Consider the following 25,712-nt stretch of genomic DNA (forward strand, 5'->3'; position numbering starts at 1 on the left):
TCGGGGACGCCGCGTACCGAGTACGCAGCGGCAATGGTGTGATCGCGCGCGTTCTGGTTGTAGTCCACGAAAACCTGACGCGGATCGCGTTCCTTTCGCCACCAGGTGGTGGTCGCGTCTGCAGGGGCGCGGCGTTCGACCTCTCGCGCGAACGCGAGCGCGGCACGCCGGACGTCCGCGAATCCATGATCCGGTGCAATACGTACGTATATGTGAAGACCGTGGCCGCCGGACGTCTTCGGCCAGCCGGTGGCGCCGAGTTCGCCGAGCACTTCGTGGACGACTCCGGCAACGCTGGCCACGGTGTCGAACCCGCATTCGGGCATGGGATCGAGGTCGATCCGCCACTCGTCGGGGCGCTCGACGTCGGCCCGCCGCGAGTTCCACGGGTGGAACTCGACCGTGGACATCTGGACCGCCCAGATCACGGCGGCCAACTCTGTGACACACAGTTCCTCGGCATGACGGCCGTACCGAGGAAAGTCGACGTGCGCTGTTTGGACCCAATCGGGAGCACCGCGGGGCAGGCGTTTCTGGTGAACTTTCTCGCCGTCGAGCCCGTCCGGGTACCGGTGCATCATGCAAGGGCGCTCACTTCGATCTGACGATGGGACTCAGTGGGCTGGCAGCCGTCGACGAGATCACGAAAGACGCACTGCGCCTGGGTTAGACAGGACTTTCGCTACTCGCAGCCCACCCCGTCGCCGTCGCCGTCTATCTTCCGGGAGTAGCCGGGCGTGCCGGCGTACACGGGTGCGGCTCCGGCTGCCCGTGCGGCGGCACAGTTCGGGAACGGACCGAGTGGTGCCTCGGCGATCACCGGCTCCGGTTCGGCCAGCGATGTGGGTGCAGGAGTGTTGGCGGTGGTGGCCTGTGGTGGGGGTGCCGGCGCGTCGCCGCAGTTGGTGAGCACTCGCTCGATGGCATCGTGCTCGGCCTGGGTGACCCACAGGTTGTAGGCGGCCTTCACATCGACCTGCGCGGCAACGTATTCGCAGCGGTAGGACTTGTTCGGCGGCAACCAGGTCGCGGCATCGCCGTCGGACTTCTGCTGGTTGGTGGGTCCGTCGACGGCGCGCAGGTTGCGGGGGTCGTTGGCGAAGTTCTCGCGGGTGCGGGTGTCGAGTTGCTGTGCACCCTTCTGCCATGCGTCGGACAATGCAACGACGTGATCGATCTGCACTTCACTCGAGGTGTTTGCGCCTCGGACGAACGAGATGGCGGTCGCGGTGTACGGGTCGTGAAGGGTGCCGGTCTGCACTGCGCAATTATTGGAGCCCGGTTTGAAGGAGATGTCGACGAGATCGCGCTGCAGAATGTCGTTTCGGGTGTCGCACCCGTTGTGACCGCCTGCGACGTCCACGTCGTCCGTCCAGGACTGCCCGAAAAGGTCCCGGTCGTATCCGGTCTTGGGTGCGCGGCCCTTGATCGCCAGGGAGCTGAGCTGCGCAAGGGCGGCTTCGGCGAACGACCCGGTTTCCGGTTCGGGTGCGACCGCCAGTTGCAGTGCTGTAGCCGGTTCAGGAGTTTCCGGAGTGGGAACGACAGTGTTCGACGTGGGTGCCGCGGTGGCAACCGCCGTGATGGGTACCGATTCGGCTACAGACGTGGGCTCGTCGTCCGAATCCGTGCATGCCGTGAGGGCGACCACGACAACCACACCACCGGCGATCCAGGGCCATTTCTTACGGGGTGCGATAGGCGTGTGAGTCACGGCGTTCGTTCCTGTCGGTCGGGGGTTCGATGGTATGTCTGTCGATGTGTCCGAATCGTTACAACCCGGCCGGAGGCCCCTTCACCTTCACCGGGCGGCCCAGTCGAGGAGCGGTTCGAGGTCGAACACGGCGTCGTCGATACCGGCATGCAGGTCTCCGAGTTCGGCGTACCGGGCTGGGACGGTATCGATCGTGAAATCTCGTGGGTGCAGGGCGTCGATCTCGTCCCACAGCACCGGTGTCGACACAGTCGCATCGGGGACGCCGCGTACCGAGTACGCAGCGGCAATGGTGTGATCGCGCGCGTTCTGGTTGTAGTCCACGAAAACCTGACGCGGATCGCGTTCCTTTCGCCACCAGGTGGTGGTCGCGTCTGCAGGGGCGCGGCGTTCGACCTCTCGCGCGAACGCGAGCGCGGCACGCCGGACGTCCGCGAATCCATGATCCGGTGCAATACGTACGTATATGTGAAGACCGTGGCCGCCGGACGTCTTCGGCCAGCCGGTGGCGCCGAGTTCGCCGAGCACTTCGTGGACGACTCCGGCAACGCTGGCCACGGTGTCGAACCCGCATTCGGGCATGGGATCGAGGTCGATCCGCCACTCGTCGGGGCGCTCGACGTCGGCCCGCCGCGAGTTCCACGGGTGGAACTCGACCGTGGACATCTGGACCGCCCAGATCACGGCGGCCAACTCTGTGACACACAGTTCCTCGGCATGACGGCCGTACCGAGGAAAGTCGACGTGCGCTGTTTGGACCCAATCGGGAGCACCGCGGGGCAGGCGTTTCTGGTGAACTTTCTCGCCGTCGAGCCCGTCCGGGTACCGGTGCATCATGCAAGGGCGCTCGCGAAGTGCGTTCACGATGCCGTCGCCGACACTCAGGTAGTAGTGGGCCAGATCGAGTTTGGTCGTACCGGTTGCGGGAAAGACGATGCGGTCCGGATGCGAGATGCGCACGGACCGCCCACCAACCTGTACCTCCACCGCCGACGCCGCGTTCTTTCCTGCCATCGTGGTTTCCTCGGATCACGTTTGTGGCTCGAGCAGTTCACCGGATGCCGTGGCCTTCGACGGTACCGCCGATTCCATGAGTTTCGGCTGGGAACGCAGGTACCGAACTATGGGGTGTGGTCCCAGGTGCTCAGGCGAAGCTGATCGCCGCGAACGGGTCGCTTGTCGGCTGTGGTGAGCCACCGCGAGGTTCCACAGTGAATCCGAGGGTGGTTGCCTGGTCCAGGTTCTCGATGACGGCGGTGGTGGAGGGCCCCACGTCGGCCTGGTCCATGATCCCGACCGATTCGGGCTCACCAGCGCCCATCAGCCACATCTGGTACACCGAGTCGGATTGCGGTGGGGTGACGTCGTTCATCACGAGCATGCCCGCATTCATCTCCTCCGAGTACACGAAGGTGGCCGAACCGTTTGCGCCGATGTCGGCGGTGGTCGTACGCACGTCGTCCGCCGCCATGATCTGTGCGGTCATCGGTTCGGACGGAGTGGATCGGAATTGCTGCGCCACTGTGGCACCACCGATCGTGATGAGCACGACAGCGGCCGCGGCACCGACGGCCGCCAGAATGCGATTGCGTCGAGCGCGTGCATGGTCCAGTGACGTCGGTGCCGTCGTTTCGGCACCCTCGGGCGAAGGCGCAACAGTGTCAGGTAACGAATCCAGGATTCGTTCGAGGAGATGCGCAGGTGGTTGCGTCGCGGTAGTTGTCGAGTGAGCCGCCATCGTTTCTTGCGCTTCGCGTACGGCGACTCTGAAGTCGGCCCGGGTGTCCGGGTGCGCAGTTTCGACTGCGTTGTCGATTTCGCGCCTCTCGGCATCGTCGATCGCGTCGAGAGCGTAAGCGGGAGCGACATCGATCAGTCCGGGGTTGCTCTCATTCATGGAACGTCACCCCCAAACACTGCCTGAGTCGGATCAGGCCATCTCGTATCCGTGACTTGACAGTCGGTAAGGCTACGGACAGCCGTTCCGCCACTTCGCGGTAGGTCAGGCCTCCGTAGTACGCCAGGCCAACGGACTTTTGTTGCACCTCGCTGAGTGACTGCATGCAGTCGGTGACCTGTTTGCCGTCTCCCCGCCGGCCGACCTCCTCGGAGACCGAATCGAACGGGCCGGACCAGCTGGCAGCTCCGTAGACGGCTTCACGATCGGAAGCAGACTGTTCCGAGCGCACCCGGTCGACAGCACGCCGATGCGCCAAGGTGATGAGCCAGGCCAACGGAGAGCCCTGTTTCGGGTCGAACGTACCCGCAGAATTCCAGACCTGGAGGTAGACCTCCTGTGTGGTCTCCTCGCTGTAGCCCGGATCGCGAAGAACCCGCAGAACCATGCCGTAGACGCGGGAGCTGGTGCGTCCGTAGAACTCGGTGAACGCTGCCCTCTCGCCGTCCGCGATTCGCGCGAGGAGCGCTGTCAGAGTCACGCTGTCCGTGTCTCCGGCAACTCCTGTCATCGACCATGTCCGTTCATCGATGCACAGCCTAGCCGCACGCCAACCGAGGCGTGATGCACACGGCACGAGTGGGAGTGCAGTCAAGGCCGTCACAGTCGTCACCTCGGCTCCGGGCGAGTATGCGGTAATGGGATGAAGAAGCTGGTGCGTTGCTGGTAGTCGTGGTATCCGGGTCGCTGCGACATCGACCTCTCGAGCAACCGCGCACCGGTCGCGAACACGAGGAACCAGGTCATGATCGCGGGAGAAAGTATGGTCAGGGATCCTGGCCACACGCTGGCAGCGACGAGCCACAGCCCCCACCACACGCAGGCGTCGCCGAAATAGTTCGGGTGCCGTGTCCAGGCCCAGAGCCCGGTGTCCATGATCTTGCCCTTGTTTGCGGGGTTCGACTTGAACTGCGCAAGCTGCCGGTCACCGACGCTTTCGAAGACTATTCCGACCGTCCACACGAGGACGCCGAGAACGGCGATCAGCATTCCGATGCCCGTCGTCGGTCCGAGAATCGCCGACAATTGCAGTGGCAGTGAAACGAACCATTGTGCGAGTCCCTGCGTGAGAAAGATCTTCCGCAGTACCACCGCCGTCGAATCGCCGCCTGCGCGGTCGAGCATGTCCACGTATCGGGGGTCTTCACCCTTGCCTGCAGACTTGTGGTGCATGTGCCAGGACAGTCGCAGTCCCCACACCGAGACGAGCACGAACAACAACCACTTGCGTATACCGTCGCCGTCTCCGATTACCGCTGCTGCGAGCGCGACGAGCACGAAACCGAGACCCCACGAGACATCGACCACGTTGTAGCGCCCGATGCGTCTGCCGACGAGGAAGGTACCGAGTTGAAGAATCGCGAGTAGGAGAAGGCTGGCCGCCGACAGTGCGACGAGCTGACTCCACGAGAAGCCGTTCACGGGCATGATCGCGCCCTCGTGGCTGCGTTCGAGTCACGCCCCAGGACGATCTGTTGCACGTCGATGTACCCCGACCGGAAGCCGGCTTCGGAGTAGCACAGATAGAAGTGCCACATCCGACGAAAAGTCTCGTCGAAGCCGAGTGCCTCCGCGTGTGTGCTGTGGGCGCCGAACTCTTCCTTCCACAACCTGAGGGTTTCCGCGTAGTGCTGACCCATGCTGAGTCGCTCACGCACACGCAGTTCGGTGTGGCGTTCGGTCACCGATTCGATCGCTTCGGTGGAGGGCAGGAAACCGCCGGGGAAAATGTACTTGTGCACCCACGTGTAGGTGTTGCGGGTTCGCAGCATCCGATCGTGCGGCATCGTGATCGCCTGCAGCGCAACCCGACCACCGGGAGCGAGAAGCTCGTCGAGGGTGCGGAAGTAGGCTTCCCAGTACTGGTGTCCGACCGCTTCGATCATCTCCACGGACACGATGGCGTCGTACTCGCCGTCCACCTTGCGGTAGTCGAGAAGATCGATGCGAACGGACTCCGAGTGCCCTGCCGCCGCCACGCGCTCGCGGGCAAGACGCTGCTGCTCACTCGACAGTGTCACCGACCGCACCACGGCGCCGCGCTCGGCAGCGCGAATGCACAATTCGCCCCATCCGGTTCCGACCTCGAGCATCCGGGTGCCCCGTCGAACACCGGCCGCGTCCAGGAGTCGATCGATTTTTCGGCGCTGAGCCTGTGGTAGTTGGTGTGCGGTGGGCGAAGTCTGCGGCAGCGGCGCCCGCAGCATGGACACATTGCGGGTCTGCCTCACCTTGGTGGCAGTGGACGCGAACAGTGCGCTCGAATAGGTCATGGTCTCGTCGAGGAACAGTGCGAACAATTCGTTCGACAGGTCGTAGTGCCGGGAGATGTTGGAGCGAGTGTTCTGCTCGGACCCGATTTCCCGAGAAGGATGCCGGGCCACATAGAATCCACGTAGGGTCTGTAGGGGGCGTGGGATCAGGTTCGCCATTCGCGACGCGAAGACACCGAGAACACCGGCAAGGTCCGGGGATGTCCACTCTCCGGCCATGTACGACTCACCGAATCCGATCAGGCCGTCGCGACCGACGCGGCGCATGAACGCGTCGGGGTTGCGAATGATCATGCGGGGCAGAATCGCCCTGTGATGATCCGCTCCGACGAGGGTGCCATCGGGATATTCGATTCGGACGTCGAGGTGCCCGGCGGCACGACGAAAGAGCCGGTCTGCGACCTTCGCCGCCGCCGCGGCACGTAAGCCTGCCGGTACGTCGCCAAGCCCCGGCCATGTCCCGGCGTCGACAACGGGTGCCGAATCGACGACCTCGAGGTCTGCGCCGCCGGAAACGGGTGCAGCGTGCATCGTGTGCGGTTGCGGATGAGTCATCGAACCGTCTCCCGTCTGCGAACTGTGGATCGCGGCACCACGGGCAGTCCGCGAGCCCATAGCGCGATCCCCTGTATGCGAATGCGCGCCGACACCGCCAGCGGTGCCAGCGGGGTGCGGAGCTGGGTTTTCAGCACGGTTGCCGTGGTGACGTCGTGTCGGGTTCCGCGCACGGTGGCCGCGAACGGCGCGTGGCCTTCGCGATGGAGCACCACGGTGGACGTGAGCGTGTCACCGGGTTCGGGTAACCGCATCTCGTAACGGCCACTCACGTCGTTGAACGGCGAGACGTAGAACTCCTTGTCGGCCCGCGCACGGCCGGTCTCGTCGAGTTCGAGTAGATAGTTGTGCCGCCCACCGTAGGTGTTGTGCACCTCCGCGACGACGCAGCGCAGGGCGCCGCCGGCATCGTGGCACCAGTAGAGGCTGAGCGGGTCGAACACATAGCCGAGCACTCTGGCGTTGAGCAGGGCTGTAATGCGCCCACCGCGCAAGAACACACCTTGCGAGGTGAGGAAGCTCTCGACTCGTCCGCGCAACGTGTCAGGGGTGCCGTCCGGGGTCGGCTCGAAGTGGTCTTCCGCCCGGAACGCGGCGAACGGCCGGAGCCAAGCAGGCAAGACTGGCACGTGGTCGAGATCGATGTACCAGCTGTTACTGGTGTACTCGAAGCTGTTGTGGACCGGTTCGGTACGAGCGTGCCGGATCGTGGTGGTGTAGATCGACGGGGTTTCGGCGACGGTATTCATACCCTCACCTCCGGCGAAACTGCATCCGGCGAGTGGGGTAATCGATCTGGGGTGTCCCACACGCCGCCGATCCGTTCGGCGGCCCGCAGGCCGGAGCGTGCTCCGTCCTCGTGGAAGCCCCACCCGTGGTAAGCACCGGCGAACGCGAAAGTGTCGGAATCGAGTTCGGCCAGCCGCGCCTGGGCGGCAACGGACTCCGGCGTGTAGAGCGGGTGTTCATAGGTCATCTCCGCGATCACCGTCGACGGGTCCACCAGATGTGCCCCACCGAGGGTGACCAGAAACCTGCGATCGCCGACGGATTCGAGTCGCATCAGGCGAGTCATGTCGTAGGTGACCACCACGCCTGGGCTGTGGCCCTCGGCAGGTGTGAGGTAGTTCCAGGAGGCACGGGCATTTTTCGCTCGAGGGAGCACCGAGGTGTCGGTGTGCAGTTGCGCGCGGTTCACCGAATAGGGCATGGCCCCCAGCACGTCGGACTCCTGCTCGGTGGGTTCCGAGAGCAGGGCAAGCGCCTGATGCGGATGCACCGCGACCACCGCGGCATCGAAGTATCGGACTTCTCCGCTGTCGTCGACGACACATACGGTCTGGTCATCGCGGAGAACTTGCTGCACACGGGTACCGACCAGAACTTCGTCGATGTGGTCGACGACGCGTGCGACGTACCGGGCTGACCCGCCCGTCACTGTTCGCCATGTGGGGGAGCCGAACACCGACAGCATGGCGTGGTGGTCGAGGAATGTGAACAGGTATCGAGCCGGGTATCGGCCGGCGCTGTCCGGGGCGCACGACCACACCGCGGCAACGAGTGGGGTCATGAAATGCTTCACGAAGTACCGGCTGAATCCGTTCTGGTCGAGGAACTCGGTGAGCGTCGCGCCGCTGTCGGGACCGTCGAGCAACGCGCGTGCTCGTCGGTGGAAACGCAGGACCTCGCCGAGCATCCGCCAGTAACGCGGGCGCACGAGGTTCCGTGGCCCGGGAAACAAGCCTTTCGCACCCTTGGCACCGGCGTACTCGAGGCCGGTCTCGTCGTCGCGGACGGACATCGACATGTCGGAGTCCTGGGTAGCGACGTCGAGTTCGGCGAAGAGGCGCAGGAGGGTGGGGTACGTCCGGTCGTTGTGGACGATGAAGCCTGTGTCGACGTTCACGGTCGTGCCGGTATCGAGTTGGACGCGGTGGGTGTGGGCGTGGCCGCCGAGTCGGGTGTCGGCCTCGTAGAGGGTCACACGGTCGTGGTTCGACAGGACGTACGCGGCCGTCAGTCCGGCCACTCCGCTGCCGATCACTGCGACACTCCTCTGCTGCATCTGCTCCATACAGGGGATTCGTAGCGGCTGAGGATCTGGATGGGACGCCGCAGGTTCGGTAGCAGTGCAAACTACACGACAGGAGTGGCTGCCGGTATCGCGTGGATACCGGCAGCCACTGTGTGCTCAGCGCAGTCTTACTGCGGGGGCATGAGAACCGAATCGATGAGGTAGACCGTGGCGTTGGCGGTCTGGACGCCACCGCAGATCACGCCTGCCTCGTTGACCATCAGTTCGTCCTCCGACCCGGTGACGGTGACGGTGGCGCCCTGAACGGTGGCATGTTCGCCGTCGATGTCGCTGGGCGGGATCTGGCCGGGCACCACGTGGTAGGTGAGGATGCTTTCGAGCATCGCGGCGTCGGTCTTCAACGTCTCGATAGTCGCCGGGTCGATTTGTGCGAACGCGTCGTCGACCGGCGCGAACACGGTGAATTCGCCTCCGTTCAGCGTGTCGACAAGATTGACGTCAGGGTTCAGTTCGCCGGAAACGGCGGAGGTGAGAGTCGTCAGCATCGGGTTGTTGGACGCTGCCACGGCGACCGGGTCCTGGGCCATGCCGGCCACCGATCCGGGGCCTTCCGGAACGGTCTCCGCGTATTCGGCGCAGCCGGCGCCGACCAGGTTCGCGGCAGGATCGGCTGTGGCGCCGGACGTCGTTTCTCCGGACTCCGATTCGCTCGTCATCGCGGCTGATTCTGTTGCTGTCGCTGCGGTGTCCCCGGTTGACGAATCGTCCGACGAACAGGCTGCGCCGAGTAACACCAGGGACGAGCTTGCGGCGAGTGCGAGAACACGGGTGGTGACGTTCATGAGGGATTGCCTCTCTCCGATAGGGGTGTGCGGAAGCGCACTGTCGACAGCAATTCGGAGCCGACGACATTCTGGATGGGCGCTTCCGGCAGGCGCCCACCGGAACCTGATCAGACGAAGGCGAACTCGTCGCCTGTGTGGTACTTGGTAAGTGATTCGGACACCGCTCGACGTGACGGTGGGTGGAACGCGAACGCCTGCACTGCGGCGGCGATGTAGCCGATGTCCGACGACTTGATGAAGGCAATGCCGCCCAGTGATTCGATCGCTGCCGACGACGATCTGACCAGCGCATCTCGTATCGAGATGCGACACAACAGCAGTCGTACCGAGATGTCCTGGCCGCGTTCGCCTTCGTCCACTGCACGTGCGATGTTCTCGATCGCCGACATGGCGTTTTCGAGTTCGGCGGCGGCCCGGACGTAGCCTTCGTGATCGTTCTTGCCGGCCGCGAGAAGCCGCTCGAGCAGTGAACTCGCAGCACCGACATAGTTTGCGGTTATGAGCATCCCGAACCACAGGTAGCCGGTCATCTCGTGTTCGCCGCCCGGATCATCGGCGTCGTTGACGAGTACCAGGTCTTCGGGAACCTCGACGTCTTCGAGAAGCACTTCGTCGCTCTCGGCGCCGGCCAGTACCCACGATTCCCAGAACGGGCGCACCGTGATCCCCGGTGATTCGGCCGGGATGAGCGCAATCGCCCGCTCACCGGTGTCCACTTCGACGCTGGCGGTGAGAAGATTCATCGACCCGGAGAGACTGCACGGCTTCTTGCTGCCGTTGACGACGTAATGCGCCCCCTTCTTTCGCGCGGTCATGGTGGGGATGAAGACACTGCCTCCGGTGACACCCTCGGAGAAACCGGAGGCGATCACCGCCCTCTGCTGCACCAGGCCCTCGATCAGCTTCCGGTCGTCTTCCCCGGCTCCTTGCGCGAATTCGTTGAGGGTGGCCAGCGACAGATGGTGCATGGTTGTGGCCGCTCCCAGGGAGGGCGAACGGCTGCCGATGGCGCGCTGGACCCGCACCGAATCCAACGCGGACGCCCCGAGCCCGCCCGATTCCTTCCGGATCGTCAAAGCGGTGCCGCCCGAATCCCGAAATTTCGAGATTGCGCCACCGCCCCGCGACTCGAGTTCCAGCAGCGGAGTTCTGTCGAGAAAGGCGGCGAGATCGGGGAGGTACGCGTGTAGTGCCTGGTGTTCGCGGGACATCAATGCGGTCATGGCGCTCCTCGAGATTGTTCGTGGCAGCCCCGGGTACCCGGCGACTCGATAGTTATTCGGGGCCGCGCACAGGCGCGGTTTGGTCGGGCTCCAATCCGGCGACCGGGCGCGCTCCGAATCACCACGGAAATCCCGAACACACGAGTGCGAGGAGATTGATATCGATGGCCGTGAACAAGTTGGTCAGCAGACTTGCGGGTGACGACCGAGTGGAACTGCTCAGGGCAGGGCGCGGAGCCGGAGGAAACCCCTATTTTCGCGTCATGGAGTCCGCGACGGGCAACATCGTGCGCGTCGAGGGCAAGGACAAGATCATGCTCGGATCCAACAACTATCTCGGTCTCGCGGATCATCCAGACATTCACAAGGGCGCCCAGGATGCCCTCGATCGGTTCGGCGGAGCCGTCACCGGAAGTCGTCTGCTCAACGGCACCATAGATCTCCACCTGGAATTGGAGTCGGAGATCGCGCAGTGGCACGGCACCGAGGACGCGATGGTGTTCACCACCGGATACCAGACCAACCTCGGCACGATCAGCGCGTTGGTCGGGCCGGGTGACGCTGTGGTGATCGATTCGGCGGCGCACGCATCGATACGCGACGGTTGCGCGTTGTCCGGTGCCATTACCACAAAATTTCGGCACAACGACGTCTCCGACCTGCAGGGGATCCTCGAGGAAGCCGGTGATCGGTACGGTGCTGTGCTGGTGATCGTGGACGGGCTGTATTCGATGGAAGGTGATCTCGCGCCGCTACGGCAGATCTCGGCGACATGTGATCGGTTCGGGGCTGCGCTGATGGTCGACGAGGCACACAGCCTGGGCTTGTTCGGAGACAACAGAACCGGTGCCGCCGAGCTTCTCGGCGTCGACGAGGCCACCGACGTACGCATGGCGTCGATGTCCAAAAGTCCCGGCTCCACCGGCGGATTCATCGCGGGTTCGGGCGACCTGCTCGATTCGTTGCGGGTCAATGCGAAAGCGTTCTTGTTCACCACCTCCGGCGTACCGGCGGCCATCGGTGGCTCCCTCGCCGCGATTCGTCTGATTCGAGGCGAGGAGGGAGCGCAGCGCGCCCGACGTGCGTTGGACAATGCGGGGCGGCTCCGCGCGGGATTGGTGGAGAACGGTCTCGATGTCGGTGAGCTGTCGCCGCTGCCGGGCGGCGGTACCACGGTCACCCCCATCGTCGCGCTACACATCGGTGACGATCTCGAGGCAATGAGTCTGTGGCGAGCCTTGTTCGACAAAGGGGTGTTCACCAGTGCGGCGCTGTATCCGGCGGTCCCGAGGTCCGGTGCCATGCTGCGGCTCTGCGTCATGGCGACGCACACCGACGAGCAACTCGACCGCGCGATCGACATCATTTCCGAGACGGTGGACGAGGCAGCGGCATGAAGATTGCCGTCACGGGAGCAACCAGCGACTTCGCCGCAGCGATACTTCCGGTGCTGCTGGATGACCCGGAGATCGATTGCGTTGTGGGGCTGGGTCGTCGACCGCTCACGCTGCGGCACCCCAAATTCGAGTTCGTCCGTATGGATATCCGCGACTCACAGATCGAAGAGGTGTTCCGCGGCTGTGAGGCGGTGATCCACTTGGCGTTCGTGGTCGAGGAGATTCGGGACAAGCGCGTCACCCACGACATCAACCTGAGAGGTTCGCGCAACGTCATCGACTCGGCTGCACGCGCCGGCGTGCGGCGCGTGGTCATCGCCTCCAGTATCAACGCATACGGGCCGGAGCCCTACGCTGAGCCGGTCGACGAATCCGTCTACCCGGAGGGCGACCCGGTGCGGTACTACTTCCACGACAAGGCGGAAGTCGAGCACTACGCAGACTGGTGGACCAGCCGGCACCCGGGTGAAATGGCGATTTCGATGCTTCGTCCGACCTACATCATCGGCCCCGACCTTTCGAACGACGGTATCGACCAGTTGACCGGCGCGGTGGGTGCTTTTCCTCGAGCCGATATTGCCGCTTACCAGTTTCTCCACCAACGCGACATGGCCGATGCGTTCCATCGAGCAGCGAAGACGGATCTGGTGGGCCCGTTCAACCTCGGTCCCCGCGAAGCAGTGGGGGTTCGTGAGTTGGCGGCAATGCAGGGCCAGCGCATGTTCTCGGTCCCCGAGCGCGCCGCCGTCGTCGGCGCGAACGTCGCTTTTCGCCTGCGCCTCACACGCTTCTCGGGTCAATGGGTCACCGCGGGGGAAACCGTGGTCGACTCGACAAGACTGAGCGAGGAGACCGGCTGGATGCCGACGTCGACGGCGAAGGAGGCGGCGGCGATCATGATTCTTCTGCAGGGAAAGCCCCTTCTGCGTGGGCGGGACGCGCTGGAACGGTATCTGGCCTGCGAACGGGCGCTCGAGCCGGCGTCCGAATTCGTCGGCGTCGACGGGCTGGGTGTGAAGGGGCTCGGCGTGGACAGCCTCCGAGTCGATCACGCACAGATCCCGATTGCCGACGACGCTGTGCACGTGGAGGCTCACACGGCGTCGAACCCAGACGGCACCGTGGTCGTCCCGGCTCCACTCGGTCTCCATGCGCGCTATCTGACGTCGGTCGCGGTGGAGATGGCCGAGAACGGCGTCAACACGGTGTTGGTGGATCTGCCTGGGCACGGACTCAGCACCGGCAAGCGGGGGCGCGTGCCAGAATCGGCGGCGGCGAAGGCGCTGTCGGCTGCGGTCGACTACGCGCGTCGTCGCTTCGGGGGCACTCCGCGACTCGTCCGCTTCGGCGACCCCGACTGCGACACGCTGCGGCGGCGATGGTCGGGGCCGCGCAGAATCGCGCCGATCAATCCCGCGGATGGACTGTTGCCGCGTAGGGTCCGGCACGACGGCACCCTGTCGCGTCTGACGTCCGCGGGTTCGGTGCGTGAGGTTGTGAGTCTCGTGCGCGCTCGCTGACGTGTCGACACTCGGTGCGACACTGTCTGCATGAACGAGGCGAGGAAGGAGTCGCGTAGCGAGGTGAGTTCGGATCTCGAGATCACCCGTTCGTTGACTGTGCCGGCCGCCGAACTGATCTGGCGGTTCTCTCGTTCCGGCGGGCCGGGCGGCCAGGGGGTGAACACCACCGATTCGCGCGTCGAGCTGGGCCTGAACCTGCTGACGTTGTCGACGTTGTCTCCATCTCAACGTGAGCGATTGCAAAATCGATTGCATTCGAGGATGGTCGACGGCGTCCTCACGGTCGTGTCCTCCGAGACCCGCTCCCAACTGCGCAACCGCCGGGCAGCGCGGTCGCGGCTGGCCGCTGTTCTGCGCTGTGCTCTGCTCACCCAACCCCGAAAGCGCCGTCCGACCACCGCCACCAAGGGCTCGCACCGTCGACGACTCGACTCCAAGAAGAAGCGCGGTCAGGTCAAGAACCTGAGGCGGAGGCCGGAACTGTAGTCCTCCGGTACGGCACCTGAGTACCGGACGGACTCCGACTGCAGGGTGAAAACCCTGAGTCGAATCTCGGTGCTGAGCCCGATGTGGGGGATTCGAGCATGCTTCACGATTGAAGGTGCAGGTAGTAGTGCACGTGAGCACGATCGGGGTCGGATGGTATGAGCGTTCAGGGCGAGGAGTTGCGTACGGCTGTGGCCGACGCGGATCCGGGTGGCCTGGGGGCGTCCGAACGCGCGCTCGAAGTGTTGTGGCCCCGGATCGTGCAGTACTTCCGGGCTCGGGTGGCCGATGCGTCGGGCACTGGTCCTTCTGTCGAGGCACTCGCTCGAGAAGCCTGTTTCGTCGTCGCGTCGGAGCTCGCGACTCGGGCACGGATGAAGCACCCGCTGCGGCACATGTACCGGACATTGCGCGCATTCGCGGTGAAATCGGGAGTCGAGCCCAGCGGCCCCGACTCCGGCCGCCTCCAGAATCTCGCACCGGTGGAACGTGAAGTCCTCGTGCTGCGCATGATCGACGGGCTGTCCAAATACGACACGGCGGGAGTACTGGGACTGCCGGTAGGTCGCGTGCTTCTCGTGCAGCACGGAGCCTTGGAAGCCTTGCGGGCTGATGCCCTGTGAGTGGTTGACGAGTCTCTGGACTCCTCGTGCACGCACGGTCGGGAGGGCGAAAACGGCTGACCCGGAAGCGCTGATCAGGCAGGATGGATGGCACCAGCCCTGAGTTTTCGCTGACGGAGGGAATGGTGCGTGGTGGAGCGTTTCGGAAGGTTCGTATACGGGCTCGTCATCGTGATCGTTGTCGTGGTGGCGGTGGTAGCGGTGTGGATGTACTTCAACGCCGAAGAGGACGACACCACGGTGCGCACTCTCGCCGACGCCGAGTATTCGATCGGAGGGCAGCCCACTACCTGCACGGAGCTGTTCGGTACACCGTGTGACTTCGATCTGCAGACCGCTTACAACACGTGGGGCGCAGATCTCGAGCAGTTCGTGAACTCGGACGCCTACGGGTCGTTCGCCCGAGAAATCGGCTTTCCGGCCGCCGCGAAACTGAGTTTGCAGGCGTGCGCGATCTCCAAAACCCCGGGCCGGATTTCGTTCGACTTCCTCGACACGGCGCGAGTGGACCATCCGGATGCGCCGACCGGGGAACTCCTGGTGTTCTGGAACAGGTCTCGCCAAGAACTGTGCCCCAAGCCGATCGGAGCGCTGCAATGAACACGCCCGGCCGGAAGGGAGTGCAGCTGTGACCCAGTTTTCGGTTGGTGACCACGTGGAATGGAACTCCGAGGCGGGTCACGTTCGCGGCATCATCACCAAGAAGCACACGACGGACGTCGAATACAAGGGGCACATTCGCCGTTGCTCGGAGGACGATCCGCAGTACGAGATCAAGAGCGACAAGACAGATCATGTGGCCATGCACAAGGGGAGTGCGTTGACCAAGCTGTAGGTCGGCTACAGCGTGTTCGCCGACCAGAGGGCGCGAGGCATGTCAACTCGTCCATGACGTAGGGGAACACCCTCGTCGACGAGTAGATCGACGGCGCTGCCTCCATGACACGATGCGGGTGTGCCATCGGCATAGACAACTCTGTGCCAATGGGTTTCGTCTGCCCAGGTGGTGAGGACATGGCCGACGGCTCGGGGGCTTCCACCCACTGTGTCGGCGATCGCGCCGTATGACATCACTCGGCCAGGTGGAATCTCGTCGATCACGTCCAGGACGCGGCGCGCGAACGACGAGACGGGGTCTTCCGTCATGATCTCAGCTTAGGTCTTCATGCCCTGATCACCGCGTTCTCGGTACATTGGACCCCGCAAACCCAGCTGGTTCGGACGAGGGAGCGCGCCGGTGACGAACGAACCCAAGACCATGTCCGCGGAGGACGCGATCAAGGCTTTCCACCGGACTCCACACGGCGCAGGCCGCTCCCGGGCCACACGCGACACCCTTCGGAGGGCACTTGCGGACGCAGACCTGCTCGACGACCTGGGTGGGCTCAGCGTCCGAGAGTTGAACGACGACGTGATCCTCCTCGGCCCGGACGGCGCAGAAGTGGATACCTGGAAGCAGGACTATCCCTATGACGACTTGCTCAGCCGCGAAGAGTACGAGTCCACGATCCGGTCGTTGCAGATCGAGATGCTCAAGATGCAGTCGTGGGTCAAGGACACCGGTCAGCGGGTGGTGGTGTTGTTCGAGGGGCGCGACGCCGCGGGTAAAGGTGGCACCATCAAGCGGTTCACCCAGCATCTGGATCCCCGTGGGGCGCGTGTCGTCGCGCTGTCGAAGCCGACGGAGCGTGAGAGCACCGAGTGGTACTTCCAGCGCTATATCAGCCAGCTCCCATCGGCTGGGGAGATCGTGTTGTTCGACCGGTCCTGGTACAACCGTGCTGTGGTGGAGCGGGTGATGGGGTTCTGCACGAACGAACAATACGAGGAGTTCATCGAGCAGACACCGCCGCTCGAGAAGCTGCTCACCGATTCGGGGATTCATCTCGTGAAGCTGTGGTTCTCGGTGTCGAGGGCCGAGCAGCGTACGAGGTTCCTGATACGGGTGATCGATCCTGTGCGGCAGTGGAAGCTCAGCCCGACAGACCTGGCTTCGCTGGACAAGTGGGACGACTACACGCGCGCCAAGGAAAAGATGTTCGACCGGACCGACACCCAGTACGCGCCGTGGACCGTGGTGCGCAGCAACGACAAAGAGCGTGGCCGCATTGCCGCGATGCAGTGGGTGCTGTCGACTTTGGATTATCCGACGAAGGACGCCGGCGTGGTCGGGCCGCCCGATCCGTTGATCGTCGGGCCGCCCGACCAGGTGTACGAGCAGAGCGAACGTTAGCTCGCTTACTGCTGGGAAATCGGCGGCATGGTGACCACCTGGCCGGCGTAGGAGAGCCCGGCACCGAAACCCATCAGCAGGGCGGTGTCACCGGGTTTCGCCTGACCGGTGCGTAGCAACTGCTCCATCGCCATGGGAATGGATGCTGCGGAGGTATTGCCGGTTTCCACGATGTCTTCGGCCACCACGATCCGTTCAGGCATGTGGAGGGCGCGAGTCAACGCTTGGGTGATGCGGATGTTGGCCTGGTGGGGAACGAACACGTCGAGGTCGTCCATTGCGACGCCCGACTTCTCCACCGCGGCGCGGCACGCTTTCTCGATGAACGTTGCCGCCCAGCGGAAGACGGCGGTGCCCTGCATCCGGATATAGGGGCGCTCCGACGTTCCGCCCGAGGCTTCGGCCTCGGCAACTTCCGCGAAGTAGGACTTGAAGTCTTTGTCCTGCTGGATGGCCGCCGTTTGGCTTCCGTCCGATCCCCAAGCCACCCGGCCGATCCCCTCCACCTCGGACGGGCCGACCACCGCGGCTCCCGCACCGTCGGCGAAGATGAAGGCGGTGGACCGGTCGGTGGGGTCGAGCAGGTCGGTCAGCCGTTCGACGCCGATGACCAAGACGTACCCGGCAGTGCCGGCGCGGACCATGTCCGAACCTGTGGCAAGGGCGTGGCAGAATCCGGCGCACCCAGCGGACACGTCGAACGCCGGGCAATCGGACATGCCGAGTTCTGATGCGACCACAGCTCCGGCCGAGGGGCCGAGAACCATCATCGACGACGTCGCAAGCACCACACAGTCGATCTGGTCTGCGGTGATGCCGGCAGCAGCGAGAGCCTGCTTGCTCGCCTCGACGCTCATACTGACGATCGTCTCGTGGTCGCCGGCGAACCGGCGTTCTTTGATTCCCGAGCGGGTCTGAATCCATTCGTCGCTCGAGTCGATAGGTCCGATGATCTCGGAGTTCGGAACGACGCGTTCAGGTCGGTACACGCCGAGGCCGAGGATGCGGGTGTGGTCCGCACCCACTGCAGTGGTGATTCCGGGCATTCGTTGCTCCTCTGTTCCGAGGGGACATTACTCACCGATCCCTCTCATGACGAGGGGTGGGGAAGCGATGCACGTCAGGGTGGTATCGCCATCAGGGCGGCCGATTACCAGGAGTGTGAATCGCAAGATGTGGTGGTGCGGAATCGACGCAACGGAGCGCACGGAATATGTCGATCGGAGGGGAATCGACTCCCTTCCACCCTCAATTTATAGCGCACCCCGGGGCTTGCGGCAAGGCCCCGGTTATGCCGCAGAATCGCTGATCCAATCCGAAATCCATGAGGTTCGAGGTGTGTGAGAATGCGTCGTAGCGCAACCACCCGTCAGGGTTCTACCGGTGTCTTCGATTTGCCGGACGAACTGGCACACAAGGCCGAACCGGCTCTGATCGAAGACGACGAGCGGCATTTCGCGGCCATCGCGGAAAGTCTCGAGAAGTCCATCGCCGACCTGTGCGCCCGTATCGATTCCAGGCGCAGGGAAAGGAGCGACCCAGGCCAAGCGCTGGTGGAGCGGGACATGGACATTCATCGGATGGGCGCCGAGTTGCGTGCGCTGCGCCGATACGGCCTGGATCTGTGTCTCGGTCACATCGTTACTGCCGATGCCGCCCATGGGGGTGAGCCGAGCAGAACTGTGTATATCGGTCGGCTCGGACTCATGGATGGGGCGGGTCAGCAGTTGCTGGTCGACTGGCGTTCCCCCGCGGCCGAACCGTTCTTCGGTGCGACGCACGGCAACCCGATGGGCCTGCTGCGTCGCCGTAGGTATCGCTGGAAGGGTGGCCGGATCAACGACTATTGGGACGAGGCGTTCACGGCGGACGGGTTGACGAACGAGGCCGCACTCGACGACCAGTCCGCGTTCATTGCGAGCCTGGGCAGCAACCGGTCACCTCGAATGCGGGACGTGCTCGGCACCATCGCAGCCGACCAGGATGCCATCGTTCGGGCAGGGTCGCACGGTTCGCTCGTCGTCGACGGCGGGCCGGGGACGGGCAAGACCGTCGTCGCGCTGCACCGTGCCGCGTATCTGCTCTACTCCGACCCCCGTCTGCGTCACGGCGTACTGTTCGTCGGTCCGCACGAGCCGTACCTGGCCTACGTCGCCGATGTTCTGCCCAGTCTGGGTGAGGAGGGTGTGCAACTGTGCACTCTGCGGGACCTCGTCGCCGAGGGAACGACCGCGACAGTCGAATCCGACCCGGAGGTGGCTCGACTCAAGGCGTCGGCGGAACTGGTGAAGGCAATCGAGGCGGCCGTGACGTTCTACGAGGAACCTCCCACCACGGGCATGACGGTCACGACCGACTGGTCCGATATCTGGTTGGGTCCCGACGACTGGGCCGAGGCATTCGCAGCACCTGACCCAGCAATGCCGCACAACGAAGCGCGCGAGGAGGTCTGGGAGCTGTTGCTGACGATCCTGATGGACAAATACGATGGTGACGCCCCGGATCGTGAGCTGCAAAAGTCCCTACGGCACAACGACGAACTGCGCAGCACACTCGACAACGCGTGGACGATGGTCGAAGCGTCCGATCTTGTCGCGGACCTGTGGTCGGTGCCCGCATACCTGCGCGCGTGTGCCCCGTGGCTCGCCGCAGACGAGGTGCGGAAGCTGCAACGCACCGACGCCAAGGCCTGGACGGTCTCCGACCTGCCGCTGCTCGACGCGGCGCGGCAGCGGCTCGGAGACCCGGAGGCTGCTCGTCGGCGCCGTCGCCACCGTATTGCCGTTGCCGCCGAACGTGAGCGCAGGTCCACCGTCATCGACGATCTGATCGCCTCGAAGGACTACGACGACGGCGAGGGGCTGATGACGCAGCTCCGGCAGACGGATATGCAAGAGATGCTTGTGGATGAAGATGCGCTGCCGGGGTCGGCCGACAGCATGGACCTGCTGTCCGGCACGTTCGCGCACGTCGTGGTGGACGAGGCGCAGGAACTGACCGACGCACAGTGGCAGATGTTGTTGCTGCGCTGCCCGTCTCGCAGCTTCACGATCGTGGGTGACCGTGCCCAGGCGAGGCACGGATTCACCGAGTCCTGGCACGAGAGGCTCGAACGCGTTGGGTTCGCCCGGATCGAGACGGCGGCGTTGAGCATCAACTACCGCACTCCGGAAGAGGTGATGACGGAAGCGGAACCGGTGATCCGCGCCGAACTTCCGGACGCGAACGTGCCGACATCCATTCGCAGCAACGGACTGCCCGTCGTCCGTGGGCGAGTATCCGATCTCGGTTCGATTGTCGACGCCTGGCTCACCGAGCACACCGAGGGCATCGTCTGCGTCATCAGTGCCGACGGCGTCGAAGGGGATCAGTTCGCGTCGACGGCCCGCGTGCGATCACTGACGCCGGACTTGGCGAAGGGGCTCGAGTTCGATGTCGTCGTCCTCGTGAACCCCGGTGAGTTCGGTACCGGTATCGAGGGTGCGGTCGACCGGTATGTCGCAATGACCAGGGCCACACAGCAACTGGTCGTCCTCGAAGGGGCTTGACGAGACCGTCAGTGTTCTCGGCGTACGTGGGCCAAGATCGAGGTGATGCTGTCGGTGGATTCGGCCCGTAATCCCGTGGCAGCGCCTCGCAGCGCCATCCAGTTGACCCCAGCGTCGCGCATGGCTCGCACGAGCGCGAGTTGTCGATCGATGTCGTGGCATTCGGGTTCGGTCAGGTACGCCGTCGGCACCTTGAAATGCGCTGCGATCGCCACCAATACGGAGGTGTTCGTTTCGGTGACAGTCCCTGCACGGAGGTCGTGAAGGTGACCCGCCGTGATCGATTCGCCGGATATCGCCGATGCCGACGCGGCGACCGACTCGTTGTTCTGCGGCTGATCGGCCTTCTTGTGCATCGTCTGGAACAGGTGCTCGAGTCGCGTCGACAGAGGCAGTGGGGATGTCATCGGACGACCCTTCGCTTTCATGAGATCCGACGCCGGGCGAGGCGGTTCTCGAACTGCTCTCGCTGTTCGCCTGTGAGTGTGACGTCTCGCTGGGCCAGCCAGCGACGGTAAAGGCGTTCGGTTCGTTCGGGTTCCGGGGTGCCGTCGACCGGGGCGTCGAGCAGATGACCCATCGCCAAGTCGATCACGGGTGATACGAACCCGGTTGCTCCGGCGTTCCGTTCCAGAAGGTCGGTCGCCCACCGTCCCGCGAGGGCGGACACTGCGCCGCGCAGATTCGCGAGCGCCCCGTCCACCCCTGTGGTCCGGTTCTGTGATCGCATCTCTGCCTCGAGTCGGTCGGTCGCGCCGATCAGATTCGCGAGTTCGTCGGCGGCAACCGCGACCTGCGATACCCCTGTGAACGCCGCCGGCTCGGAGCCCGATACGAGTTCGGTCGGTGTGCCGCCGCGCTGGACCGCAGCAGACGAGCCCGGTGTCCATTGCAGTGCCGTGTCGAGTTTGCGGAGCGTCGACGGTGTGGGTGCGGGGCCGGTGCCCTCTTCGATCGAGGCGAGGCGAGTGTCGGACGGCCCACCGGCGGCACGTACCGCGTCGCGTGTCATCCCGAGCCCACGACGACGGGACAGCACGTAGTCGCCGAGCCTGCCGGGAGGTGTCTCCATGATCAGAAGGGTAGCCCAATTGCCATTTCGTACCAATTTCCGGGCCACTGCCCGGCTCTGCGCTACATCGACGAATGTCGCTGGTAGAAGGGCTTGGATAACGGAATTCCGGATTCGTGGGTAGGTCCAAGTGCAGAAAAATTGGAATTGAATTTGCTTGCGCTTGGGGTTGTGATTGCTTACCGTCAGGTGTCGCGTTCGTCGCTCGCCTGATGATTGGCACCGCCACAGGGGGTCGGTGCCACCCGCCATAGCGAAATGCCGAGCTTGCGGCGGGGGGATCTTTGGCCCTGCAGTCCGCAGCTGCGGGGCCAAAGCTGTACCACAGTGATGCACGTCTCATCGGTGTGCAGGGCGCGAACACCACCGGGGCAGGCCGTTACGATCGGTCTGAGAATCGGGCGGGTGCGCCGCGCCGACGAGAGCATCGGTGATGCGGAGTGCGAGAAGATGGTGTCGATATCCGAAGCTGTGTCACCCCTTCGGAAAGTGGGAACGGCTCTCAGTAGGGCTCGGTCCGACCGGCATGTTCAGCGTGTGTACCGCCGACTGGCGATACCGCAGCCGTGGGACATGATGGAGTTCGTCGCCGAGGTCGAAGAGATGCTTCACCGGCGTATCACCTTGTTGCCACTCGACGACGCAAGTCTGCCCCGCAGCGGCATCTTCGGCATGTGGCTCGCTCTCGCGGACGAGGACATCATCGCGTACACAACGGATACGACGCTCTTTCATCAGAACCACATCGTGTGTCACGAACTCGGGCACATGTTGATGCGCCACAGGTCAGCGCAGGCGGATGCCGGCGACGATGCGGCATCGCTGGCTCCCTTGTTTCCTGACCTGGACATTCGGTCGCTGGAATCGATTCTCGGTCGGAGCCAGTTCTCCACGGCCCGCGAGTACGAAGCCGAGCAGTTGGCAACGTTGATCATGCGTGACGCATGCGAGGGCTTGGTTTCGCGGTCTGCAGGCGTCGGGGCCGGCCTGGGCGAAGCTTTGCGGGGGCGCTGACCGGTGACCTCGACGACCCCGGCGTTCCTCATGTGGCCGATAGTGGGAATCTGGTTGCTGGTCGTTGTGGTCAGGCACCACATGCTGCCGCCGACTCCGACGAACAACCGCATCAATCTGGCGTTGTTCTTCGAGACCGTGACGGCGATTCTTCGTGCCCCGGAAGTGCAGGCGCTCATCGCGCCGCACGTTGACGACATCGGCGTGATTCGTCCGGTGAGCCACGTGTTCGCGATGTTGGCAGCTGCCGCTGTGATGGGATTGGTGCGTAGCTGGTCGGGTCGTGACGAGCGGGCGCACACGCAGCTGACCAGTTACGTGACGGTGCTGGTGCTGGGCGCACTGATGCTGATTGTCAGCGAACCTTCTCGCGCACACCACATGTCGATCGAGGAGTTCGGTACGTGGCGAGCGGTGTTCTATCAGCTCTGCTATTCCCTTCCTGTGGCACTGATGTTCGGCTCCGTGGCTGTCATGTTCCTCGGAGACTGGAAAACATTGCGTGATAACGGAATGCGGATTGTCACTGCAATCCTGATTGCGCTGGCCACGGTCTCCGTCCTCGACAACGCGTTCAGAATCTTCTATGCCATTCTTTCTGTGGTGGGTGCCTCCGACCCGGTGCAGGACCTGAGGTCGTCGTCGAACGATGCGATGTTTCTTCCGACGGTGACTGCCCTGGCGTTGGTCACTCTCATTCCAGTTGTCACGGCAGTTCGCAGGCGGTTCGAGCCGGACGCGGATTCGGTCGCCGTAGGCAAACTGGAACCGGTGTGGGCGTTGGTGACCAGTGCGGCACCGGAGGTCGTTGTCGATCGCCGTCTCCACAGATCGGTGGTTCCGGCGCGGCGACGCCTGTACCGGATGGCCATCGAAATTCGGGACGCCCAGCTGATTCTGGACCCGTACACCCCCGCGCTCGATCCGGATTCGGTCGACGCAGCGCTCACGTACTGCAATATCCCTACCGAAGATCGTGACTCGGTCCTCGCCGGTGTCGAACTGATTCGGGCTGCTGCGGCACGGCGCGCCGATATCGTGCCACGTGTCGTGGAAGGTGGGGGCAGGGCGGGGGACGACCAGGTCGTCGGATTGGACGACGAACTGCAGCTACTCGGCCGCCTTGCAGACAACTGGCCCGACGCCGTCATGGTGGAGTCCCAGTTGAATCGCCGGCCTCACCACCCGACCACCGACAACGTCAGGACCTGACACCGTGACTTCGAAGCTGATTCCGCACCCACCGAAGCGCTTGCCGCTGGTCGGCGACATTCTTGGGATGGACCGGGAATGCCCGATGCAGAACACCATGCGTCGGCATCGCGAACTCGGTCCGATCTATCAGCGCATCATCTTCGGCCAGCCCATCGTGTTCGTATCCGGACACGATCTCGTTGCCGAGATCAACAACGAAAAGGTGTGGGAGAAGCACGTCGGACGCCCCATCGAAGCCCTGCGCTCGGTTGCCGGCGACGCGCTGTTCACTGCGTACAACGATGAACCGAATTGGCAGAAGGCGCACAACATTCTCGCACCGGCCTTCACGCAGTCGGCGATGCGCAGCTACCACGACGTCATGCTCGAGACGGCCCGCGAACTGACCGCGAGCTGGGACACCAAGAGTGACCGGTTCGACGTGGCGGACGAGATGAGCAAGCTGACTCTCGAAACGATCGGACGAACCGGATTCGGATACGCGTTCAACGCATTCACGAAGGACGAAACCGACCCGTTCGTCACTTCGATGGTGCGTGTTCTCGACCATGCACAAAGCACCGGAATGCCGATCCCGGGAATAGGCGCACTGGTGGGCAGGAAGGCTGCCCGGCAGCAAAGGGAAGACCTGGAGTACCTGAATTCGGTGGTGCGGGAGGCGATCGCCCGCCGCCGCACACACGGTAGCCGCGGTCCCACGGACCTACTCGATCGCATGTTGTCGGGTGTCGACGAGGACTCCGGTGAGAGTCTCGACGAGCTGAACATGATCCGGCAGGTCATCACGTTCATGATCGCCGGTCACGAGACGACCGCGGCTGTTCTGTCGTTCGCGTTGTGGTTTCTGGCCACCAACCCGGATGTGGCGCGGCGAGCCCGGGCGGAAGTCGACGAGATGTGGCCTGGTGGCGAAATTCCGGACGTGAAGTTCGAGCAGGTGGCGAAGCTGCGGTACCTGCGTCGCGTGCTGGACGAGTCGATGCGGATATGGCCCACCTCGCCGGGGTACTTCCGGCGCGCTCGCACCGACACCACGATCGGGGGCAAGTACGAGTTCAAGGCCGGGGAGTGGGCGTTGGTGGTGGTGCTGGCGATGCACCGCGATCCGGCGGTGTGGGGAGAGAACGCGGACGAGTTCGATCCCGACCGGTTCCTGCCGGAGAATGTGAAAGCTCGACCAGCCCAGGCGTACAAGCCGTTCGGTACTGGGGCACGTTCGTGTATCGGCCGCCAGTTCGCGATCCACGAGATGGTGATGGCGCTGGCACTGCTGGTGCATCGCTACGAGTTCGATGTCGATCCGGGCTATGAATTGAAAGTCAAGGAGCAGTTGACTTTACGTCCAGATGGGTTTCGGATGAGCGTGCGTCGACGTAGCGGCAGGTGACCACGCACGGATCAGCTCATCTCCAGATTGCTCCACCAAGTGGCAAATCCGTGATCGTCGGACGTGCAGTCGAAACTTGCGCGGAAGCCGACCGCGCATGTGGTTCCGCCGTATTCGACGATCGGACCCCAGGTTCCGTGGCTGGTCGCTACATCGGTCATGTCGGGATTGGACCCGTCGGGGCTGCGCACCGCGCTCGGTGGCGCGAAACTCGGATGTGCAGGAAAGACGGGATTGCCCTCGTAGCTGACTTGTTCCACCGGGAACGGCACCGGCACCCGGACACCGACGACGGTGATCCACGTCTGCGGGGGACCGTACGTGTATCCGAACTGACACATGAATCCGCCGTCCGCGTGAAGGACGCAGTCGGTGTCTCCGTTACTGAAGTACAGCGGACCGGTATCGGCCTCCGCCAGGCCTGCCGGTACCACTGCGAGCCCGCCCGCAAGGGCCAGGCTCAGTGCCGCTCGTCGTAGTCCTCGGCCGACCGTGCTGACGTTCATTGCGGGACCTCGTTGGAATCGGGGGTAGTTCACAGGGGTCATCGCACACACGCCGTTGTTCGTTAGCGCATACGCAGGGGGCGTTCTTACACCTCGTTTTTCCCGG

General features: G+C 63.9%; 26 protein-coding genes and 1 pseudogene. 11 read left to right on the forward strand and 16 right to left on the reverse strand.

Annotated features, from left to right (window positions below):
• The 11 genes and pseudogenes from ACZI8Q_RS13715 to ACZI8Q_RS13765 form a co-directional block, all read right to left on the reverse strand.
• Positions 1 to 593: pseudogene (locus ACZI8Q_RS13715) on the reverse strand (DNA polymerase domain-containing protein); the annotation flags it as partial.
• Positions 594 to 682: 89 nt separating this feature from the next.
• Positions 683 to 1,714, reverse strand: a complete 1,032-nt coding sequence (locus tag ACZI8Q_RS13720; protein WP_463374097.1) for a GmrSD restriction endonuclease domain-containing protein — start codon at positions 1,712 to 1,714, stop codon at positions 683 to 685.
• A gap of 87 nt (positions 1,715 to 1,801) precedes the next feature.
• Positions 1,802 to 2,728 carry a non-homologous end-joining DNA ligase gene (gene ligD, locus ACZI8Q_RS13725; protein WP_463374098.1) on the reverse strand — a complete coding sequence of 309 codons (927 nt, stop codon included), beginning with the start codon at positions 2,726 to 2,728 and terminating at the stop codon, positions 1,802 to 1,804.
• A 130-nt stretch (positions 2,729 to 2,858) separates the two neighbouring features.
• On the reverse strand, positions 2,859 to 3,611 hold the full coding sequence (locus tag ACZI8Q_RS13730) for an anti-sigma factor (RefSeq protein ID WP_463374099.1): 753 nt from the start codon (positions 3,609 to 3,611) through the stop codon (positions 2,859 to 2,861).
• Positions 3,604 to 4,182: a sigma-70 family RNA polymerase sigma factor gene (locus tag ACZI8Q_RS13735; RefSeq protein WP_463374100.1), complete on the reverse strand. Its 579-nt coding sequence runs from the start codon at positions 4,180 to 4,182 to the stop codon at positions 3,604 to 3,606. Before ACZI8Q_RS13735 ends, ACZI8Q_RS13730 begins: the two co-directional genes overlap by 8 nt.
• Before the next feature lie 98 nt (positions 4,183 to 4,280).
• Entirely contained in the window at positions 4,281 to 5,093 is an 813-nt protein-coding gene (locus tag ACZI8Q_RS13740; protein ID WP_463374238.1) for a DUF1295 domain-containing protein, read from the reverse strand.
• Positions 5,090 to 6,475: a class I SAM-dependent methyltransferase gene (locus tag ACZI8Q_RS13745; RefSeq protein ID WP_463374239.1), complete on the reverse strand. Its 1,386-nt coding sequence runs from the start codon at positions 6,473 to 6,475 to the stop codon at positions 5,090 to 5,092. The genes ACZI8Q_RS13740 and ACZI8Q_RS13745 overlap by 4 nt, the downstream gene beginning before the upstream one ends.
• Before the next feature lie 20 nt (positions 6,476 to 6,495).
• The gene (locus ACZI8Q_RS13750) at positions 6,496 to 7,248 is read right to left on the reverse strand and encodes a DUF1365 domain-containing protein (protein WP_463374101.1); all 753 of its coding nucleotides are present in this window, start codon (positions 7,246 to 7,248) and stop codon (positions 6,496 to 6,498) included.
• Positions 7,245 to 8,564, reverse strand: coding sequence for an NAD(P)/FAD-dependent oxidoreductase (locus ACZI8Q_RS13755; protein ID WP_463374102.1), 1,320 nt, complete (start codon positions 8,562 to 8,564; stop codon positions 7,245 to 7,247). Before ACZI8Q_RS13755 ends, ACZI8Q_RS13750 begins: the two co-directional genes overlap by 4 nt.
• Positions 8,565 to 8,701: 137 nt before the next feature.
• Positions 8,702 to 9,376, reverse strand: coding sequence for a fasciclin domain-containing protein (locus ACZI8Q_RS13760; RefSeq protein ID WP_463374103.1), 675 nt, complete (start codon positions 9,374 to 9,376; stop codon positions 8,702 to 8,704).
• A 110-nt stretch (positions 9,377 to 9,486) separates the two neighbouring features.
• Complete coding sequence (locus tag ACZI8Q_RS13765) at positions 9,487 to 10,602, reverse strand: acyl-CoA dehydrogenase family protein (RefSeq protein WP_463374104.1); 1,116 nt, start codon at positions 10,600 to 10,602, stop codon at positions 9,487 to 9,489.
• 164 nt (positions 10,603 to 10,766) lie between these two features.
• On the opposite strand from ACZI8Q_RS13765, the gene ACZI8Q_RS13770 reads away from it, so the two are divergent.
• The 6 genes from ACZI8Q_RS13770 (at position 10,767) to ACZI8Q_RS13795 (ending at position 15,466) form a co-directional block, all read left to right on the forward strand.
• Positions 10,767 to 11,999 carry an aminotransferase class I/II-fold pyridoxal phosphate-dependent enzyme gene (locus ACZI8Q_RS13770; RefSeq protein WP_463374105.1) on the forward strand — a complete coding sequence of 411 codons (1,233 nt, stop codon included), beginning with the start codon at positions 10,767 to 10,769 and terminating at the stop codon, positions 11,997 to 11,999.
• The gene (locus ACZI8Q_RS13775; RefSeq protein ID WP_463374106.1) at positions 11,996 to 13,519 is read left to right on the forward strand and encodes an NAD-dependent epimerase/dehydratase family protein; all 1,524 of its coding nucleotides are present in this window, start codon (positions 11,996 to 11,998) and stop codon (positions 13,517 to 13,519) included. The genes ACZI8Q_RS13770 and ACZI8Q_RS13775 overlap by 4 nt, the downstream gene beginning before the upstream one ends.
• Positions 13,520 to 13,549: 30 nt before the next feature.
• Positions 13,550 to 14,008, forward strand: coding sequence for an alternative ribosome rescue aminoacyl-tRNA hydrolase ArfB (arfB, locus tag ACZI8Q_RS13780; protein WP_463374107.1), 459 nt, complete (start codon positions 13,550 to 13,552; stop codon positions 14,006 to 14,008).
• A gap of 158 nt (positions 14,009 to 14,166) precedes the next feature.
• On the forward strand, positions 14,167 to 14,631 hold the full coding sequence (locus tag ACZI8Q_RS13785) for a sigma factor-like helix-turn-helix DNA-binding protein (protein ID WP_463374108.1): 465 nt from the start codon (positions 14,167 to 14,169) through the stop codon (positions 14,629 to 14,631).
• Between the two features lie 129 nt (positions 14,632 to 14,760).
• Complete coding sequence (locus ACZI8Q_RS13790) at positions 14,761 to 15,231, forward strand: hypothetical protein (protein ID WP_463374109.1); 471 nt, start codon at positions 14,761 to 14,763, stop codon at positions 15,229 to 15,231.
• Between the two features lie 28 nt (positions 15,232 to 15,259).
• Positions 15,260 to 15,466, forward strand: coding sequence for a hypervirulence associated TUDOR domain-containing protein (locus ACZI8Q_RS13795; protein WP_463374110.1), 207 nt, complete (start codon positions 15,260 to 15,262; stop codon positions 15,464 to 15,466).
• Positions 15,467 to 15,471: 5 nt separating this feature from the next.
• On the opposite strand, the gene ACZI8Q_RS13800 is transcribed toward ACZI8Q_RS13795, so the two are convergent.
• Positions 15,472 to 15,777, reverse strand: coding sequence for an MGMT family protein (locus ACZI8Q_RS13800; protein WP_463374111.1), 306 nt, complete (start codon positions 15,775 to 15,777; stop codon positions 15,472 to 15,474).
• Positions 15,778 to 15,868: 91 nt separating this feature from the next.
• Between ACZI8Q_RS13800 and ppk2 the strand changes: the two genes are divergently transcribed.
• Positions 15,869 to 16,864 (forward strand): polyphosphate kinase 2, encoded by a 996-nt coding sequence (gene ppk2, locus ACZI8Q_RS13805; RefSeq protein WP_463374112.1) that lies wholly within the window; start codon positions 15,869 to 15,871, stop codon positions 16,862 to 16,864.
• A gap of 5 nt (positions 16,865 to 16,869) precedes the next feature.
• On the opposite strand, the gene ACZI8Q_RS13810 is transcribed toward ppk2, so the two are convergent.
• The gene (locus ACZI8Q_RS13810) at positions 16,870 to 17,910 is read right to left on the reverse strand and encodes a beta-ketoacyl-ACP synthase III (RefSeq protein WP_463374113.1); all 1,041 of its coding nucleotides are present in this window, start codon (positions 17,908 to 17,910) and stop codon (positions 16,870 to 16,872) included.
• 300 nt (positions 17,911 to 18,210) lie between these two features.
• Between ACZI8Q_RS13810 and helR the strand changes: the two genes are divergently transcribed.
• Positions 18,211 to 20,412 carry an RNA polymerase recycling motor ATPase HelR gene (helR, locus tag ACZI8Q_RS13815; RefSeq protein WP_463374114.1) on the forward strand — a complete coding sequence of 734 codons (2,202 nt, stop codon included), beginning with the start codon at positions 18,211 to 18,213 and terminating at the stop codon, positions 20,410 to 20,412.
• Between the two features lie 8 nt (positions 20,413 to 20,420).
• On the opposite strand, the gene ACZI8Q_RS13820 is transcribed toward helR, so the two are convergent.
• Both ACZI8Q_RS13820 and ACZI8Q_RS13825 read right to left on the reverse strand, forming a co-directional pair.
• Positions 20,421 to 20,819 (reverse strand): hypothetical protein, encoded by a 399-nt coding sequence (locus ACZI8Q_RS13820; protein WP_463374115.1) that lies wholly within the window; start codon positions 20,817 to 20,819, stop codon positions 20,421 to 20,423.
• A gap of 17 nt (positions 20,820 to 20,836) precedes the next feature.
• Positions 20,837 to 21,484 (reverse strand): hypothetical protein, encoded by a 648-nt coding sequence (locus ACZI8Q_RS13825; RefSeq protein ID WP_463374116.1) that lies wholly within the window; start codon positions 21,482 to 21,484, stop codon positions 20,837 to 20,839.
• Positions 21,485 to 21,889: 405 nt separating this feature from the next.
• Here ACZI8Q_RS13825 and ACZI8Q_RS13830 point away from each other — a divergent pair, with 405 nt between their 5' ends.
• Genes ACZI8Q_RS13830 through ACZI8Q_RS13840 form a run of 3 tightly spaced genes read left to right on the forward strand, consistent with a single transcriptional unit; the run spans position 21,890 to position 25,100 of the window.
• A complete protein-coding gene (locus ACZI8Q_RS13830; RefSeq protein ID WP_463374117.1) occupies positions 21,890 to 22,498 on the forward strand; it encodes a hypothetical protein in 609 nt (202 codons plus the stop codon).
• A 3-nt stretch (positions 22,499 to 22,501) separates the two neighbouring features.
• Positions 22,502 to 23,710: an MAB_1171c family putative transporter gene (locus tag ACZI8Q_RS13835; RefSeq protein WP_463374118.1), complete on the forward strand. Its 1,209-nt coding sequence runs from the start codon at positions 22,502 to 22,504 to the stop codon at positions 23,708 to 23,710.
• Between the two features lie 4 nt (positions 23,711 to 23,714).
• On the forward strand, positions 23,715 to 25,100 hold the full coding sequence (locus ACZI8Q_RS13840) for a cytochrome P450 (RefSeq protein ID WP_463374119.1): 1,386 nt from the start codon (positions 23,715 to 23,717) through the stop codon (positions 25,098 to 25,100).
• 11 nt (positions 25,101 to 25,111) lie between these two features.
• Here the strand turns inward: ACZI8Q_RS13840 and ACZI8Q_RS13845 are convergent, their stop codons facing one another.
• Positions 25,112 to 25,606 carry a hypothetical protein gene (locus ACZI8Q_RS13845; RefSeq protein ID WP_463374120.1) on the reverse strand — a complete coding sequence of 165 codons (495 nt, stop codon included), beginning with the start codon at positions 25,604 to 25,606 and terminating at the stop codon, positions 25,112 to 25,114.
• Positions 25,607 to 25,712: the final 106 nt, after the last annotated feature.

Source organism: Rhodococcus quanlei, from assembly GCF_055231015.1.

Excerpts from the sequence above, each read along its gene's own strand:
- ligD (WP_463374098.1), bottom strand. The coding sequence starts at position 2,728 with ATGGCAGGAAAGAACGCGGCGTCGGCGGTGGAGGTACAGGTTGGTGGG.
- ACZI8Q_RS13730 (WP_463374099.1), bottom strand. The coding sequence starts at position 3,611 with ATGAATGAGAGCAACCCCGGACTGATCGATGTCGCTCCCGCTTACGCT.
- ACZI8Q_RS13735 (WP_463374100.1), bottom strand. The coding sequence starts at position 4,182 with ATGACAGGAGTTGCCGGAGACACGGACAGCGTGACTCTGACAGCGCTC.
- ACZI8Q_RS13745 (WP_463374239.1), bottom strand. The coding sequence starts at position 6,475 with ATGCACGCTGCACCCGTTTCCGGCGGCGCAGACCTCGAGGTCGTCGAT.
- ACZI8Q_RS13750 (WP_463374101.1), bottom strand. The coding sequence starts at position 7,248 with ATGAATACCGTCGCCGAAACCCCGTCGATCTACACCACCACGATCCGG.
- ACZI8Q_RS13755 (WP_463374102.1), bottom strand. The coding sequence starts at position 8,564 with ATGCAGCAGAGGAGTGTCGCAGTGATCGGCAGCGGAGTGGCCGGACTG.
- ACZI8Q_RS13760 (WP_463374103.1), bottom strand. The coding sequence starts at position 9,376 with ATGAACGTCACCACCCGTGTTCTCGCACTCGCCGCAAGCTCGTCCCTG.
- ACZI8Q_RS13765 (WP_463374104.1), bottom strand. The coding sequence starts at position 10,602 with ATGACCGCATTGATGTCCCGCGAACACCAGGCACTACACGCGTACCTC.
- ACZI8Q_RS13770 (WP_463374105.1), top strand. The coding sequence starts at position 10,767 with ATGGCCGTGAACAAGTTGGTCAGCAGACTTGCGGGTGACGACCGAGTG.
- ACZI8Q_RS13775 (WP_463374106.1), top strand. The coding sequence starts at position 11,996 with ATGAAGATTGCCGTCACGGGAGCAACCAGCGACTTCGCCGCAGCGATA.
- arfB (WP_463374107.1), top strand. The coding sequence starts at position 13,550 with ATGAACGAGGCGAGGAAGGAGTCGCGTAGCGAGGTGAGTTCGGATCTC.
- ACZI8Q_RS13785 (WP_463374108.1), top strand. The coding sequence starts at position 14,167 with ATGAGCGTTCAGGGCGAGGAGTTGCGTACGGCTGTGGCCGACGCGGAT.
- ACZI8Q_RS13800 (WP_463374111.1), bottom strand. The coding sequence starts at position 15,777 with ATGACGGAAGACCCCGTCTCGTCGTTCGCGCGCCGCGTCCTGGACGTG.
- ACZI8Q_RS13810 (WP_463374113.1), bottom strand. The coding sequence starts at position 17,910 with ATGCCCGGAATCACCACTGCAGTGGGTGCGGACCACACCCGCATCCTC.
- helR (WP_463374114.1), top strand. The coding sequence starts at position 18,211 with ATGCGTCGTAGCGCAACCACCCGTCAGGGTTCTACCGGTGTCTTCGAT.
- ACZI8Q_RS13820 (WP_463374115.1), bottom strand. The coding sequence starts at position 20,819 with ATGACATCCCCACTGCCTCTGTCGACGCGACTCGAGCACCTGTTCCAG.
- ACZI8Q_RS13825 (WP_463374116.1), bottom strand. The coding sequence starts at position 21,484 with ATGGAGACACCTCCCGGCAGGCTCGGCGACTACGTGCTGTCCCGTCGT.
- ACZI8Q_RS13845 (WP_463374120.1), bottom strand. The coding sequence starts at position 25,606 with ATGAACGTCAGCACGGTCGGCCGAGGACTACGACGAGCGGCACTGAGC.